Here is a 16,127-nt window from a genome sequence, read left to right as displayed (position 1 = left end):
AGGGTCCCATGATCACCGCCCAACTCACCGACGTGGACAATAACGCCGTGGAAATCGGCATGCCCGTTGAAATGGTCACCCGCAAGATGCGCAACGACGGTGACGAACGTGGGCTGATCGTGTATGGGTATAAGTTTCGTTTACGAACGTAGGCGGCAACGTAGGCGGCGGAGAGAACTCTCCGCCGCTTTTGATTGGTGTACTTTTTTCAGACATCCCCGCGAACAAGACCTGTTTGGCGAATGGCCGGAAAGCATGATTCACTTGACAGTCATCCTCACTAAGGATAAACTCCAGCCACAATTGAATATAGTTAGCAATCAAGGTGTCCTTCACCCCGGATGGTGAGGACGGTAATGGCGAAACCGGTGAAAGTCCGGTGCTGTAGCGCAACTGTGATTCAATTTCTATTGATAAGTCAGGTCGCCCGCCTTGCTTGTGTTTGCCAGATCCTCGCACATGGGAGACGGAGACCATGACTGCCTTGTTTTTTTGCCGAAGTTTTCATGCCACCCTTATCGCGAGATAAGGGTTTTTTGTTCTTTCTGACACTCCAATTTCACATTTGAGGTAAATCCATATTCGAAAAATCGCATCCCCTTATTCTCAAATAGTCAGATTGCATTTACTATCGAACAAATCACCATAATATGATGACTCAGAAAACGGCGAAGTCCGGTGCAAGTCCGGCGCTGTCGCGCAACTGTGAAGTTAGTTATGTAGTTGAATAGTTACATAGTTGAGTAGTTGAACTACCAAACTATCGAACTGACAAACTACCCAACTAACCAAGTCAGGCCGCCCGCTCTGAATCAGTTCAACCACTTCTCGCGGAAAGGAGGTGGAGAACAGTCCAGCTTGGATTGACGCTCCCACCTCCCCTGCCCATCTCGGCAGGGGATTTTGTTTCACACCATACCACTTTTTGGAGAAAATGTATGTTTCGCAAAACCCTTCTGTTCGTTATGCTCCTGCTCATGCTGGTCTTGGGAGCATGTTCCCCGGCAACTGCTGTCCCGTCTGAAGCGCCAATGGTAACCGCGCCGGCCACTGATGTTCCGGCCACCGCACCTCCTGGCACAGAGACGGTCGTCAATAACTCCATTGTCTTTACCGATGGACTGGGACGAGAAGTTTCTCTCGCCACGCCTGCCCAACATGTCGTCTCGCTGGCCCCCTCGTTGACCGAAATTCTTTTCGCCATTGGCGCCGGAAACCAGGTTGTAGGGCGCGATGAAAATTCCGACTATCCTGAAGATGCTTTGCAGGTTGACAGTATTGGCTCCACATATCAGAACTTGAATACCGAAGCCATCCTCGCTCTCAACCCTGATTTGGTCGTGGCAGCGGGGATCAACAGCCCTGAACAGATCAAGGCATTGGAAGATCTGGGCGTGACCGTGTACTTTTTTGAAAATCCCACAGACTTTGCAGGAATGTATGAACACCTGCACATTATGGGAACATTGACGGGGCATGAAGGCGAAGCAGCGGATTTGGTCGAATCGCTTCAGAAACGGGTGGAGGCGGTCCAGCAGAAGGTGGCAGGGCTAACCGAAAAGCCGACCGTTTTCTATGAAATAGATGGTTCCGACCCATCCAAACCCTGGACGAGCGGTCCTGGCACGTTTATGGATTCCTTGATTGCGCAAGCGGGTGGTGTCAACATCGGCGGCGTGCTTTCCGATTCCTTCGCACAAATCAGCGCGGAGGAAATCGTAAAACAGGATCCTGATTTTATTATCCTGGGTAACGCCAAGTGGGGGGTAACAGTTGAGTCCATTGGCGGACGCGAAGGATGGGGCGAGTTGACAGCGGTGAAGGAAGGCAACATCTTCCCCTTTGATGACAATCTGTCCAGCCGTCCAGGCCCGCGTCTGGTGGATGGACTGGAAGCGCTGTTTGCCATCCTGCACCCCGAGCTTGCGCCAGTGCAATAGTATGGAAGGAGATGGACACACAAGGATAAATTCCCTGTGTGTCCATCAATACATTTATGCGCTTCTTTGTTTTCTCCACCTTCTTCCTTATGCTTGCCCTGTGTATCAGCCTGGCAATCGGCTCGGTCTTCCTTCCGCCCTCCGATCTGCTGGCTGCCTTAAGCGGGCATGGCACGCAGTTGGCGACCTCCATCCTTTGGAAGATTCGCCTGCCGCGCACCGTATTGATAGCGCTGACTGGTATGGCACTGGGCGGGAGTGGGGCGGCATATCAGGGGTTGTTTCGCAACCCGTTGGCCGATCCATATCTGCTTGGTGTAGCCTCCGGAGCTGGGTTGGGGGCTGTGATTGCGATGAGCGTGAAATGGCCGTACACCTTCTGGGGACTGATGGCAGTTCCGCTGGCCGCATTCATTGGGGCATTGTTGACGGTTGCTGTTGTCTATCTACTGGCGCGTACGGGAAATGTGATTCCAACAACCACACTCATTCTTGCCGGCGTATCTGTCTCCTCTTTTGCGGTCTCGCTCACATCCTTCCTCATGCTGCGTTCCGAAGGCGAATTACGCCGCGCTGTGAGTTGGCTGATGGGTGGTTCCATCCAACTGGGCTGGGTATCCATCGCTGCCATGCTTCCCTATCTGACCATCGGGCTGGCCTTTCTCCTGTTGCATGGACACTCGCTCAACCTGCTTCAATTTGGTGATGAGCAGGCGCAGCAACTTGGTCTGAACGTACCCTTCACAAAGACCACTCTATTGATCGCCGCTTCGCTTGCCACTGCCGCGGCGGTATCGTTTGCGGGCATCATCGGTTTCATCGGACTGGTGGTTCCGCATCTCATCCGACTTTGGGCCGGTCCCGATAACAGACAATTACTTCCCCTCGCGGTTTTGGGTGGCGCGACTGTCCTGCTGGTTTCCGATATCCTGGCGCGTGTCATCCTCGCTCCCCAGGAGATCCCTGTGGGCATTATCACCGCGCTGGCGGGCGCGCCGTTTTTTTTGTGGGTGTTGCGCCGCGCTAAACACCAAGGAGTGTGGTGATGTTTCAGAAATATGGCCATCCTTTCAGCAGGCATCACCCTGATTCGCCGGAGAATGCATGGGAACCGATGGAAGAGGGTCCATTCTCTACCAAAAGATTGCATGGAAATGAAGGAGAGGCGCTTCATGCAAAGAGCCCATGTCTCGCACGCGTCATTATGAAAAACATCGCATTGAGGTTTGTACTATGGCTAAAGGAGAAAATGTTATGAGTAAAAAAGGACTTGTGATCATCAACACTGGCAACGGCAAAGGGAAATCCACCGCAGCATTTGGCACCTTGCTGCGTGCCTGGGGACGCGGGATGCGCGTGTGTGTCATTCAATTCATCAAATCAGAGACGGGAAAATGGGGCGAGGTGAGAGCCGCCCAAAAACTCGGCATCGAATGGCATATTAGCGGGGATGGCTTTACCTGGCTTTCAAAGGATATGGATGAAACCACCGCCCGCGCCCGTAAAGGCTGGGAACTGGCGCAGGAAAAAATCATCAGCGGCAACTATGACATGATCGTTCTGGATGAATTTACCTATCCTTTGAAATTTGGCTGGCTGGATGCCGCCCAAACCATAGATTGGTTAACAGTCAACAAACCCGCTGACTTGCACCTGATCATCACCGGACGTGACGCGCTGCCGGAACTGATGGAGTATGCCGATCTGGTCAGTGAAATGGCGGAGATCAAGCATCCATACCAACAGGGCATCCAGGCGCAGGCGGGTGTGGAGTTTTGATCAGGAAATACACACAAAGGAGCAAATCATGCAATTCACAAAGACCATCCAACAGATCCAGCCACTCGATGAAGCCGCGATGCGGCGGGCGCGTGAACGCCAAAGTATGCTCACCAAGCCTGCAGGAAGTTTGGGACGGCTGGAGGAACTATCCATCCAACTGGCGGGTGTGATGGGAAAGCCCATGCCTGTCATCAGGAACAAGACCATCATCATCATGGCTGGTGATCACGGGGTTGTCGCTGAGGGCGTGAGCGCATATCCGCAGGAGGTAACGCCACAGATGGTATTGAACTTCCTCTCGGGCGGGGCGGCGATCAATGTGCTGGCGCGTCATGTTGGCGCAAACGTCGTTGTGGTGGACATGGGCGTTGCCAGCGAGATTCCTGCTGCCAGCCAGGCCTTGATTCGGCGAAAGGTCGGCGCGGGGACGATGAACCTGGCTCAGGGTCCGGCCATGAAACGTGATCAGGCGGAGGAATCCATTCAAAGCGGAATCGAAATTGCGCTGAACGAAATCTCCAACGGCGCCGACATCCTGGGCGCGGGCGATATGGGAATTGGCAATACGACGCCATCTGCAGCGATTGCCTGTGCCTTGATGAACGTCTCGCCTGATAAGATCGCGGGGCGTGGCACAGGTGTGGATGATGATGGATTGGAGCGAAAGATTTCTGCAATCGTGTGGGGGTTGGGGAGAAATCATCCCAATGCGAAGGATGGACTCGATGTGTTGGCAAAGGTGGGCGGGTTCGAGATCGGCGGACTGGCAGGTGTGATGATTGGCGCAGCCTCGAAGCGCGTGCCTGTCGTGATGGATGGATTTATCTCCACGGCGGCGGCTATGATCGCGATGACCATCGCCCCGCAGTGCAAAGGTTACTTGATCGCGGCCCATCGCTCCAGGGAGAATGGTCACGGGCTCATGCTCGAATGGCTTGGCTTGAAACCATTGCTTGATTTGAATCTGCGCCTCGGCGAAGGCTCGGGCGCGGCCCTTGGGATTTCGCTGGCGGAGGCAGCTTGCAAGGTCTTGTCTGAAATGGCGACCTTTGGGGAGGCAGGAGTAAGCGAGAAGATCGAATCGGTGAGGTGAGCATCTTATGACGTCAATGATCGCTGCCTTTCAATTCCTCACGGTTTTCCCGACCTTGATCCGACGCGTGTTCACCCCACAGGAGATGGGACGCGCCGTGGGATGGTTCCCGCTGGTAGGTATGGCGCTGGGTTTTGCCTTGTATGGAATGAACCTTGTCGTCCGTTCGGTTTTTCTGCCAGGCGTTGCCGTTGCGTTGACCTTGATCGTGTGGGTCATCTTCACGCGCGCCTTTCACCTCGACGGCTTCATGGATACGTGCGATGGTCTCTTCGGCGGCTGGACCCCCGAACGCAGGTTGGAGATCATGAAAGACTCGCATATGGGCGCATTTGGCGTGGCAGGTGGGGTTTTGGTTCTGCTTACGAAATATGCTGCACTGTCCTCGATGAACGCCGCAATGATTTTTCCCGCCTTGATCCTTGCTCCCACGCTGGGACGTTGGGCTTCGACCCTGCTGATTTATAGCTTCCCCTATGCACGCGAGAATGGAATTGGGTATGGACTGAAGCAGAATGTCACCTGGCGTGAGATCGTGCTGGCCACGCTGATCGCGGGAGTCACCGCATGGCTTTCATCTGGCTGGCCAGGTTTGGGAATTATGCTCAGCGCGGCGCTTATCGCATTTCTAATTGCGCGCTACGCCATGCGCATGTTGCCTGGACTCACAGGTGACCTTTATGGGGCGGTCACTGTATTCGTGGAAATGATGACCCTGATCGCTTATGCAACACAAATATGAAAACACCTATCAAAGGCATTTCCGTTCACTCTTCAGATACACACATCCATGTAGAGGCATCGCGTCCGTTTCTTGCATTGTCGTCAGGTGTGGTGGGAGGCGGATTTCAAAAAGCGCGGCACATCCTCAACATCAGAGTGGACAAGAATTATATGTGCTCCGATCCCGCGGCGGATATTTGGCATTTCGCCCGCGGGTTGAATATTCATGAGAACTTCATCGGCATGATGACTGCCGCGAACATCTACGCCACAAAACCAGTCTTCCTCCAGGAACATGGCTTAACCGTTGGGGCGATCACCACGATGGGGATGAGCAATGCCGCTTGCGCGGGAATCACGCCTCCTTTTCTGCCCGAAACGACAGGCACGATCAATATCATCCTCGTTCTTCACGCCCGTTTGAGTCGGGCGGCGCTGGTCAATGCGGTCATCACGGCCACCGAAGCCAAAACCGCCATGTTGTCCGAATTCGACCTGCACACCAAAGATGGTCATCCCGCCACAGGTACATCTACCGATTCGATTGTCATCGCCGCTACTGGTGAAGGAACCAGAATCCAGTATACGGGCACTGCCACGCTGGCAGGCTGGCTGATCGCACGCGCCACAAGGCAATCCATTTTGCAGATCCAGGCAGGAAAATAAAATGACCGTCCTGACCGCGCTGCTCTTTGACCTCTTCCTTGGCGACCCGCCAAATCGTTTTCATCCCACCGCCTGGATGGGCAGCCTGATCGCATCCCTCAAGCGTTTCCGTCCGCATGGGAATCATCTCGTCGAATTTGCCTATGGGTTTTTCATCGTCCTGATCGGGGTCGGACTCACAGGCGGATTCGCTTTTCTCCTGGAACGCTTTGCTGATTCTCTCCCTGCCTGGGCTGGGGTGTTGCTTCGGGGGCTTTGCCTCAGCCTGACGCTCTCCCTGCGTGGGCTGGATCGCGCCGCGCGTGACGTGCAGTCCGCGCTGGAGAGAAATGACCTTCCCGAAGCGCGGCGCTCGCTCTCGTGGCACTTGGTTAGTCGTGACACGTCGCAATTAAACGAATCGCAAGTCTGTGCCGCCGCCATCGAATCGGTTGCCGAAAACGCCTCAGACGGAATCATCGCGCCGTTGTTCTTTTACCTCATCGGCGGGTTACCAGCCGCCTTTGCCTATCGCTTCGCCAACACGGCCGATTCCATGCTGGGTTACCACGATGATGAGCGCGAATGGCTGGGTAAATTCCCTGCCCGCTTCGACGATGTTTTGAACTTCATTCCCGCGCGGCTGACGGGGTTGCTGATTGCTTTATGCGCTCCCTGGATTGGAGGAAACCTCAAATGTGCCTGGCAGATCATGTGGGGTGACTCACGCGCTACCGCCAGTCCCAATGCAGGCGTGCCTATGAGCGCAATGGCAGGCGCGGTTGGCGTGGAACTGGAGAAGGTGGGGTATTATCAACTGGGAAAAGGTTTGCGCCTGCCGACAGTGGCTGACCTGAGCCGTTCGCGCCGATTACTATTTGCTGCGATCGGTCTGTTGGCGCTGCCCATTGTCATTGGGAGTGTGTATGCTGCCTGGCGTTAAACCTTCCCATCACGGCGCGCTTGACTTTGCTGAACTTGAACGACTTGGCATTCATCCTGACGAAGTCCTGGACTTCAGCGTCAACAGCAACCCGTACGGAGCCTCGCCACGGGTTCGGGAGGCGATCCTAACCGTGCCATTGGAGCGCTATCCGGACCGCGAATCGCTTGCCTTGCGCCGCGCTCTGTCCATGCGGCTGAATGTTCCAACAGAAGAAATCATCATCGGCAACGGCACGGCTGAGTTGATCCAACTGACAGCATTCGCCTTTCTGAAGCGGGGGGACAATGTTCTGATCCTTGAACCCACTTTCGGGGAGTATGAGCGTTCGGCGCGCTTGGTCGGAGCCAATGTCCATCACTGGCGAGCCGGTCCCGAAACAGGGTTTGCCATCCAGTTCAATGAAATTGGGCAAATATTAAATGCGCTGGAATACCAACTGGTTTTTCTTTGCAGCCCGAACAACCCTACGGGCCAGGTTCTTCCACTGGATCATGTGGATGAATGGGCAGGACATCATCCTACGACTTTGTTTGTGGTAGACGAAGCATATCTGGCGTTTGTGCCTAAAATGCGATCTGCCGTCTCGCTTCGACAAAAAAATATCCTGGTGTTGCGTTCGATGACCAAGGATCACGCCATTGCGGGGCTGCGGCTTGGTTATGCGGCTGGTGATACTGAGTGGATGGATAAGCTGGCAAATGTGCGTCCCGCCTGGAATGTCAACGCATTGGTCCAGGTGGCAGGGCTGGCAGCCTTGCGGGACGAAAAACATCTTTCTGAAACGCTGACGCAACTCCGCTCGGAAAAAGAAAATCTAGTTCAAGGCTTGAAAAAGTTGGAGTATATTCCCGTCCCATCACACACGCATTACTTCCTGCTCCCCGTTGGAAATGGCGCGCAATTCCGCCGAAATTTATTGAAGTGTGGAATTCTTGTCCGCGATTGTGCTTCGTTTGGCCTGACCGAATATGTCCGCATTGCAACGCGCACACGCATCGAAAATACCTGCTTGTTGAACGCGCTTGCCGACCTACGAGATGTAATATGAACCTCTATCTCATTCGTCACGGACAAACTGACTGGAATCGCGCCCAACGTTTTCAAGGGCACGTCGATATTCCACTGAATGAAGTTGGACAACAACAAGCGAAATCATTGGCGCAGCGTTTGTCGGATCAATCCTTTGACATGGTCTATGCCAGTGATCTGCTCCGCGCCGCTGAAACCGCCAGCATGATTCGCAGGTCGGGTGTTCAATTTGACGTTCGCCTGCGCGAACTAAAATTTGGCGAATGGGAAGGATTAACCTATTCCGAAATCAAGGAGAGATATCCCGGCGCCCTTCAAGCATGGGAAGACGATATTTTTCACAACGCCCCGCCCAACGGTGAAACACTCTCGGATTTTGCCGGGCGCGTGCGATCACTTCTGGATGATTTGCTCGAGATCCATAAAAACAAAACGATTTTGATCGTCGCGCACAGCGGAGTTTTGCAGGTGTCGATTTGCCTGGCGTTGAATGTATCCCCGCTGATGTATTGGCAGTTTCATGTACTGCCCGCCTCGCTTTCCAAAATTTCCTTTTACCCTGGAGGTGCGATTTTGAATTTACTCAATGACACTTCCCACCTTGAGAATATTCCATGACGGCAAAAGTATTGATGATTCAAGGCAGTAGTTCATCGGCGGGCAAGAGCCTGCTGGTCACTGCCCTGTGCCGTATGTATGCGCGACGCGGAATCAAAGTCGCGCCGTTCAAAGCGCAGAACATGTCCAACAACGCTGCTGTCTGTTCCGATGGCGGCGAGATCGGGCGCGCCCAGGCATTACAAGCCGTCGCTGCTGGCATTGTTCCCATAACAGATATGAACCCTGTCCTCATCAAGCCCGAAGCGGATTCGCGCTCGCAGGTGATTCTGAACGGTCGTCCCTGGCACACGCTTGAAGCCAAAACTTATTACGAGAAGAAAGTCGTTCTTTGGGAGCATGTCACCGCTGCACTGGATCGGCTGCGCAGTGCATATGATCTCGTCATCATGGAAGGCGCGGGCAGCCCCGCCGAACTCAATCTCAGACGCGGCGACATTGTCAATATGGCAGTAGCGCGTTACGCCGAGTCGCCTGTGTTGCTCGTTGGGGATATTGATCGGGGCGGGATCTTTGCTCAATTGCTTGGCACACTCTGGCTGCTTGAACCCGATGAACGTAATCTGGTGCGCGGTCTTATTGTCAACAAATTTCGCGGCGACCTTTCCCTTTTCGATGATGGTATTCAAATTCTGGAAGAGAAGGGGAATATTCCCGTACTGGGGGTGATTCCCTACTTGAGGGAGCTTTCCCTGCCCGACGAAGACGCCGTCTCTGTAGAAGTCGCTTCGTTCGCCGCCCGGCCTGCTTCAACATCCCAAACAGACATTGCCGTTTTGGCTTTGCCGCGCATCTCCAATTTTGATGACTTCGACCCACTGCGCGCGGAACCTGGCGTTCACATCCGCCACGTGGATTCGGTGGATGGGTTGGGGAAGCCACATGCCATCATCGTCCCTGGCACCAAGAGCACAATGGCTGATTTGAACTGGCTGCGGCAAACAGGACTCGCTGAAGCCATAATTCGATTTGCATGGTCAGGCGGTGCGGTGGTTGGTATTTGCGGCGGATACCAAATGCTGGGGCAAACGATCATCGATCCATTCCATGTTGAGTCACAGAATGATTCAATTGCAGGATTGGGTTTGTTGCCTGTGACAACGACTTTCGTCAGACAGAAAGCCACATATCAGGTGCGCGCGAAGATTTTGCATTTTGCCTCCCTGACAGGAGAATTTGTGGAAGGGTATGAGATTCATGCGGGCGAGACTCAGAGTCAAACTCATTGGCTGGAAATTGCCTCTCGCAATGGCGAGCAGGTCAAGGTCCCCGATGGATGCGTTTCATCCAACGGCAACGTGTGGGGCTGCTATCTGCACGGACTATTTCATAATGACTCGTTTCGTCATGCCTGGTTAAAAAGCCTCGGCTGGCGGGGCGGGCCATCGTCCCATTCTGACCGCTTTGAAGAATCCTTGGAGACACTTGCGAACGCTGTGGAAGGCTCCTTGAATATGAAGTTACTGGAGGCAATCATATGGGAGAAATAACCTTTATCCTGGGCGGGGCGCGTAGCGGAAAATCATCCCATGCGCTGAGGCTCGCTGAAGCGACGGGCAAACCTGTCACCTTTCTTGCCACGGCGCAGGCATTGGACGATGAGATGTCCGTGCGTATAAAAGTTCACAAAGCAGAACGCCCTGCACACTGGCAGACGGTTGAGATTCCGTTTGGCATTGCACCGCATGTGGGAGGAATACAATCGGAAATCGTCATCCTGGATTGTGTCACTTTATTGATTTCAAATTTGCTCGTACAATTTTTGAAGGATGACCTTGTGGATGAAGCGTCATTTGCGCGTTCCGCGAATAAGGAGGTTGACGAATTGTTGACGGCTATTCAACGGAGCGAACAGGAATGGCTTATCGTCTCCAACGAAGTTGGTCTGGGTCTGGTGCCGCCCTATCCATCGGGGCGCATCTATCGCGATGCTCTGGGTCGCGCCAACCAGCACATCGCCTCCCGTGCCGATGAAGTGTACTGGCTGGTAGCTGGCATCCCGGTGCCGATTCATCAGTTTCGAGTTTGGTTGCCCGATCAGACTTGAAACTGGTTATTCCCTGGATGTCAGATTTTTGATCATCCAAAATTTACATACGAAAGGATCCAGTAAACTACCACCGCCTTTGGCGGTGGTAGTTTACATGAAGGATGACTGCTGTCAGCAGGAAGGGCTATACATCGAGTGAGGTAATGCTACCCAGAAAGTTGGAAGTGTCGATCTGATTGAGTCCATACGCAAAAGCGCTCAAAAGCAGGCCACAAGGGAAAGCGTCCCTGCCCCGGTTAAACAATACAGGACGTATTGGAAAATACGTCCTGTATGATTATCTCTTGTTCGGGATTTGTTACTTTGCGTGCGCCAACTCCGCGGCGATCTTCACCATCTCTTCGATGGAAAGGTTGGAGAGCATCTCATACCTGGTGTTGCCATCCACCCAGGTCAGTTTATTGGCGTTGGTGTAGTTGATGACAATGGCAGGCGGGTTGGGAGCGGGTTGGTTATCAGAAGGCTCTCCATTTGAGGACACCGAACCAACCATGGCGGGAAAATCTGGGCGATATTCGCCAGCAAGACTTGTGTTCAATATAGCAGGTTGTCCATTGACAGTCGTCGCCTCGCCCTCGGGCAGAGAGGTATTAGACGCGTCGCTTCGGGTGAAGATGAGGAAGCGGTCACCGTCCTGATAGATATCCACGATTTTTCCGTTTTGACCATTGCCTACTTGAGCGAAGCCCGCAACGGGTCCGCTGTTGAACTCGGACAAGTAGCCGGGAAGTTGCGATGGATCTTCAACCCGGATCGAGGCTGTGGAAAAAACCATGTCGAATAATTTTTCAGCCTGCGCCCTCACCGGCGGGACAAAGGCAACGGTCGCTGCCAGGACCAACAGCATGGCGATGGCAGATAGTGCAAATTTTGTTTTCATAGTGAATGTTCCTTGTGGGTTGGATTGTGCGCGGAGGGCGAACGGCGCCGAACGCCTGAACCACGCCATGAGCCGTGAAGACGGACGTTGCGCTTCGTCCGCGAGCCTCGCCTGCAGGCGGCTCAGTGCCTGAAGGGAGGGAGCCGTTTGGGCGGCTCGATTGCTGAGGGATTGGCTGACCAGACCTCGGGTCCGGGAAAGAAGCGCCAAGTCCCGTTGACAGGTTTTGCACCCGGTCAGGTGCGCCTGAATCAACCGACGTTCCGATGGATTGATCTCGTTATCCAAGTAAGCGGGCAGTAGTTCTTTAACTTGTGGGCAGTTCATTTTGCATTCTCCTCAATGGAGTAAATGGCAGGATCAAATTCATCTTTCAAGTTTGTCTGTAAAACTTGTAATGCATAGTTGAGGCGGGATTTGATCGTGCCAAGCGGCAGATCCAGCACTTCGGACATTTCAGAATAGGAAAGTTCCCAATAAAAACGCAGGACGACAACGGCGCGCAATTTGACGCTCAATTTACTCAACGCTTGTTGAACTGAGTCGCGATCAGTATTTTGGCTGTTAATTGTCAAATCCTGCTCAGGGATTTCTTCGAGCCTTGTGACGGAAAATGACCAGTGCATCCGCCGTTTGAGACATTTATTAACCGTGATACGATGCAACCAGGTAGAGAGCGCTCCTTTGGCTGGGTCATAACTATCCATTGAGCGATGCGCCTGAACGAAGACATCCTGCAATATATCTTCCGCGTCGTGAACGTTGTTCAATATCAGGAATGCCGTATGAAAGACGAAATTTTTATACCTTTCAAAGAACTGTTCAAAGGCATCCTGGTCACCAGCCTGGCAGCGGCGGATCAGCATTGATTCCAACTGGGGTTCTTCTTTCCGTTTCATTCTGTAAATATATACCCGGAATCAGGATGAAAAGTTCGGTTTTATTACTCAAATATCCCAACCAGAGATGGTTTCCAGAGATTCTTGGGTTGTTCTTCAGAACTCCTTCAGATGTGGTGGCTAAAATGTTAATCACATTTGAAGTAAAGAAAGGCAAAGATATGAAAAACAAACAAACCATCTTCATCACCTTCACCCTGCTCCTGATTTTGCTGAACGCCTGCGCCCCCGCATTAAACCCAACTGCGGGCGCGGATGGCATCGGCGATGAATATTTCCCACAGGCAGGCAACGGCGGCTACGATGTCCAACATTACAACGTGAGACTTGCCGTCAATGTGGAGGAAAATTCCATCGCTGGCTCGACCACCATTGAAGCGGTGGCGACTCAGGAATTGAGCCAGTTTAACCTGGATTTCAATACTCTCCAGATTGACGGAATCACCGTCAACGGTGAAACCGCCATATATTCCCAGAAAGACCGCGAACTCACCATTACTCCCGCCAAGCCCATCGCCAACGGTGAGAAGTTCACAGTCGAAGTGAAGTACCAAGGACAGCCCTCCGAAACGAAGCTGGCGAAGGCAGTAGAACTGAGCGGCTGGCAAAACGCCAGCGGCGATATTTACGTTCACGGCGAGCCGACGGCGGCGTGGTTGTGGTATCCCGTCAACGGACATCCGAGCGACAAAGCCACCTACACCTTCAACATCACCGTCCCCGAGCCGTATGAAGTCATCATGGGCGGGACGCGTGAAAGCGTTACCAAAAACAATGACAGCACGCAGACCTACACCTGGCAGATGCCCGACCGCGCGGCGAGTTACCTCGTGACGTTGAACATCGTCAAGGATTACGTCACCCAAACCCAAACAGGACCTGACGGTCTGCCCATCACCAACTACTGTCCCAAAGAATATGCTGCGCAGTGTGAGCTGATCTTCGCCCGCCAGCCTGAGATGATTGAGTATTTTAGCCAGCAATTTGGCACATTCCCGTATGAGTCGTATGGCGGTATCGTCACCCGCGTTGATATGGGCGGCGCGCTCGAAACCCAGATACTTATAACCTACGGGAACATGTTGGTGACTATGCCACCCTCTGAAGCCGAACACATCGTCGCACACGAACTGGCGCACCAGTGGTTCGGTGACAGCGTCAGTTTGAAGCAGTGGAAAGATATCTGGCTCAACGAAGGTTTTGCCACGTTTTCCTCCGCGCTGTGGGACGAACATGCCAACGGTATGAGCCTCAATTACGCCGCCAAACGCTGGAACGACGTTGCACATGGAGATATGTCTGGAGCAGGGATAAACCCCAGTCCAGCAGATGGTGCGCCAGAGATCCAAGATGCCAGCGTGATTCCGGATGGTCTTAAGGATGTGCCCAAATTTATCTTCAAAAATGTGAATTTCCAGCGGGCGATGGACGCGCTTCAAACGTTCGATCTTTCCGCCCTCAATCTGCTTCCCGATCAGGTGAAGAACTTCCTGCTGGCGCTTCCAAAGGGAGCCCTGACCGAGGACCAAATAAATGAAATTGTCGGTAAAATCCCTGCGGATGGGATTGCCTGGCAGGATTTCATGTCTGCGCTGGAGCCGTATTCGCTCGGTGAAACCGAGCTGACTCGGGATGATTATATAGCCATGCTCGAGGCGTTGTCGCTCAAAGACGTCCCCGTCACACAAGAAAGTCTCCTTACTTTCTTGTTCACACTGTTGCCCGATCTGCCGATTAACGCTCCAGAGGTGAAAATCACTCCGCCCGGCAATCCCGGCAGTGACGCCCTGTTCAATCACGGCGTGTACCAGCGCGGCGCGCTGACCCTCTATGCCCTGCGCCAGCAAATCGGCGTGGAGAATTTCGATGAACTCCTGCGAACTTACTACGCAACGTACAAAGACAGCAACGTCACGACACAGGAATTTATTGACCTTGCCGAAAAAATCAGCGGGCAGGAATTGAGCGACTTCTTCGATGCCTGGTTGTATGAGGAAGCAGTGCCGGAAATTAGTGAATAACGCCTGATCATCCAGCCATGAGACACTTTCTCACGACTGGATGATTACCACAATGCTTGCTCGTTTTTAGGAGAACTACCATGTCCAAACTTGTCCGAAGTGCCAAATACGCCTTCTTCACGCTTTTGACATTTGTCATGCTCATTCTCGCCTGGGCTCTTGGCAGCGTTACCATTTACTTCACGATCCGATCCATCGGCGTTTGGGGAGGAGTGGCTGTCGCCAGCCTTTTGGTTGGGTTACTGTTTTTTGGCGCCTCAAATTTGCTTTACAAGCTCTCAGGAAAATTGCCGTTGCTGAGCCGCAAAGGTCCAATGACGATTATTGCAGTAGCCATTTATTTGGCAGTCGCAATTGCAATTTTCGGTGTTCCGATCAACACGCCAAGGATTGAGAACGCCGACGTTCCACACGAGACGATCACCCTCTCCAAAGGGGAACAAATCGCCTTGTATCATTTTCCTCCCGAGACAAAAATCTCCGAGACGCCAATTTTGTTCGTGCCCGGCGGACCCGGCGGGCCAGTAAGCCCATCAACAATGGAATTCTTGAAGCAGTTGGCGGCGCAAGGGTTTGATGTATATACTTTCGATCATTACTCATCCGGCAACTCGTCGCTGAACACCTTCGACCCCTCGCTGCTGACGATTGACGAAGATGTCCGCCGCGTTCATGAAATCCTGGATCGGATTGGAACCCCACAAGCCTATGTGATCGGTCACTCCTATGCTGGCGCGCTTCTGGGACGCGTGGACGCGCTTTACCCCGAGCAAATTGCCAGGCTGGTGTTGTTGGATACCAGCCCATTGTACGATTTGGAAAATGGAAATTTAAAGTCCGCGGCTACCCTGGATCCCAAACTGGCAAAAATATTGGAGGATGAGTATGCAACCCAGGAAGGCGAGACTGGTAAACAACCGTCACTCTTTTTAGCCAACCTCTCCTTGAGGGAGAATATTCGAGGAATCCTCATGATGGTTTTGCTCGATAAAGATGGCATGCCTCTTTTCGGGAAGCATGAAGAGGTATCCTTCTATGTTGAGGAATTGCTTCAAGGGGCTGTTGCCAAAGAGGCAATAACTGCTGATACTCCTCGGAAATCCACAGGCTTGAGTTTTGCCTCGCAGGCAATTAATAAAAGTATCGAGCAGTCACCTGACTATTCGGACAGTTTGATCAACGCCAATGCAAGCCCGGTGTTGGTTGTTCACCCGGATGATGGTCTTGTTCCCTGGCCCATTCACAAGGACTATGAGAATTTCTTTGATAGTGTTGTCTTTTTTCCTTTGACAGGCGCCAGCCACAGGGTTTGGAGTAAGCCAGAAAATGCCACCCTGCTCACCAACCTCATTCGTGATTTTCTTCTGGACCGTGCGGACCCCGCCTTGTTTTACACGGGTTATGCTGATCCATTCAAGAAATAAACCAGGAACGAAAATTCACATGGAATTGTTCGGGTAAGACATCTTTATCGAAAAAAACCATCCTGCCGAATCGATTC

At 52.8% G+C, this 16,127-nt stretch carries 15 protein-coding genes and 1 riboswitch; of the genes, 13 read left to right on the top strand and 2 right to left on the bottom strand.

The genetic code is table 11. From position 1 onward, the window contains the following. Nucleotides 1-306 precede the first annotated feature (306 nt). Nucleotides 307-449, top strand: a riboswitch (cobalamin riboswitch). Nucleotides 450-938: 489 nt separating this feature from the next. From AC14M5_RS03960 to cobU, 11 genes are all read left to right on the top strand, one after another. Then, complete coding sequence (locus tag AC14M5_RS03960; RefSeq protein WP_484028333.1) at nucleotides 939-1,940, top strand: ABC transporter substrate-binding protein; 1,002 nt, start codon at nucleotides 939-941, stop codon at nucleotides 1,938-1,940. Nucleotides 1,941-1,978: 38 nt separating this feature from the next. After that, entirely contained in the window at nucleotides 1,979-2,986 is a 1,008-nt protein-coding gene (locus tag AC14M5_RS03955) for a FecCD family ABC transporter permease (RefSeq protein WP_484028332.1), read from the top strand. A 139-nt stretch (nucleotides 2,987-3,125) separates the two neighbouring features. Further along, complete coding sequence (gene cobO / locus AC14M5_RS03950; RefSeq protein ID WP_484028331.1) at nucleotides 3,126-3,719, top strand: cob(I)yrinic acid a,c-diamide adenosyltransferase; 594 nt, start codon at nucleotides 3,126-3,128, stop codon at nucleotides 3,717-3,719. Between the two features lie 28 nt (nucleotides 3,720-3,747). After that, entirely contained in the window at nucleotides 3,748-4,815 is a 1,068-nt protein-coding gene (gene cobT / locus AC14M5_RS03945; RefSeq protein WP_484028330.1) for a nicotinate-nucleotide--dimethylbenzimidazole phosphoribosyltransferase, read from the top strand. A gap of 7 nt (nucleotides 4,816-4,822) precedes the next feature. Further along, nucleotides 4,823-5,557 (top strand): adenosylcobinamide-GDP ribazoletransferase, encoded by a 735-nt coding sequence (cobS, locus tag AC14M5_RS03940; protein WP_484028329.1) that lies wholly within the window; start codon nucleotides 4,823-4,825, stop codon nucleotides 5,555-5,557. Continuing rightward, nucleotides 5,554-6,204: an adenosylcobinamide amidohydrolase gene (locus AC14M5_RS03935; RefSeq protein ID WP_484028328.1), complete on the top strand. Its 651-nt coding sequence runs from the start codon at nucleotides 5,554-5,556 to the stop codon at nucleotides 6,202-6,204. Before cobS ends, AC14M5_RS03935 begins: the two co-directional genes overlap by 4 nt. A gap of 1 nt (nucleotide 6,205) precedes the next feature. Continuing rightward, on the top strand, nucleotides 6,206-7,126 hold the full coding sequence (gene cbiB / locus AC14M5_RS03930) for an adenosylcobinamide-phosphate synthase CbiB (protein WP_484028327.1): 921 nt from the start codon (nucleotides 6,206-6,208) through the stop codon (nucleotides 7,124-7,126). Then, nucleotides 7,110-8,177 carry a pyridoxal phosphate-dependent aminotransferase gene (locus AC14M5_RS03925; protein WP_484028326.1) on the top strand — a complete coding sequence of 356 codons (1,068 nt, stop codon included), beginning with the start codon at nucleotides 7,110-7,112 and terminating at the stop codon, nucleotides 8,175-8,177. Before cbiB ends, AC14M5_RS03925 begins: the two co-directional genes overlap by 17 nt. Further along, nucleotides 8,174-8,776, top strand: a complete 603-nt coding sequence (cobC, locus tag AC14M5_RS03920) for an alpha-ribazole phosphatase (protein WP_484028325.1) — start codon at nucleotides 8,174-8,176, stop codon at nucleotides 8,774-8,776. The genes AC14M5_RS03925 and cobC overlap by 4 nt, the downstream gene beginning before the upstream one ends. Further along, on the top strand, nucleotides 8,773-10,266 hold the full coding sequence (locus tag AC14M5_RS03915) for a cobyric acid synthase (protein ID WP_484028324.1): 1,494 nt from the start codon (nucleotides 8,773-8,775) through the stop codon (nucleotides 10,264-10,266). The genes cobC and AC14M5_RS03915 overlap by 4 nt, the downstream gene beginning before the upstream one ends. Then, nucleotides 10,254-10,823: a bifunctional adenosylcobinamide kinase/adenosylcobinamide-phosphate guanylyltransferase gene (gene cobU / locus AC14M5_RS03910; protein ID WP_484028323.1), complete on the top strand. Its 570-nt coding sequence runs from the start codon at nucleotides 10,254-10,256 to the stop codon at nucleotides 10,821-10,823. Before AC14M5_RS03915 ends, cobU begins: the two co-directional genes overlap by 13 nt. A 301-nt stretch (nucleotides 10,824-11,124) precedes the next feature. On the opposite strand, the gene AC14M5_RS03905 is transcribed toward cobU, so the two are convergent. Both AC14M5_RS03905 and AC14M5_RS03900 read right to left on the bottom strand, forming a co-directional pair. Beyond that, a complete protein-coding gene (locus AC14M5_RS03905; protein ID WP_484028322.1) occupies nucleotides 11,125-12,033 on the bottom strand; it encodes an anti-sigma factor family protein in 909 nt (302 codons plus the stop codon). Next, the gene (locus AC14M5_RS03900) at nucleotides 12,030-12,605 is read right to left on the bottom strand and encodes an RNA polymerase sigma factor (RefSeq protein ID WP_484028321.1); all 576 of its coding nucleotides are present in this window, start codon (nucleotides 12,603-12,605) and stop codon (nucleotides 12,030-12,032) included. Before AC14M5_RS03900 ends, AC14M5_RS03905 begins: the two co-directional genes overlap by 4 nt. A 26-nt stretch (nucleotides 12,606-12,631) precedes the next feature. On the opposite strand from AC14M5_RS03900, the gene AC14M5_RS03895 reads away from it, so the two are divergent. After that, nucleotides 12,632-14,626: a M1 family metallopeptidase gene (locus AC14M5_RS03895; RefSeq protein ID WP_484028320.1), complete on the top strand. Its 1,995-nt coding sequence runs from the start codon at nucleotides 12,632-12,634 to the stop codon at nucleotides 14,624-14,626. Between the two features lie 80 nt (nucleotides 14,627-14,706). Then, nucleotides 14,707-16,050: an alpha/beta hydrolase gene (locus AC14M5_RS03890; RefSeq protein WP_484028319.1), complete on the top strand. Its 1,344-nt coding sequence runs from the start codon at nucleotides 14,707-14,709 to the stop codon at nucleotides 16,048-16,050. The last annotated feature ends 77 nt before the right edge of the window (nucleotides 16,051-16,127 follow it).

The sequence above is a fragment of the Candidatus Villigracilis sp. genome, from assembly GCF_057083605.1.
This window is presented reverse-complemented; position numbering and strand designations above follow the sequence as displayed.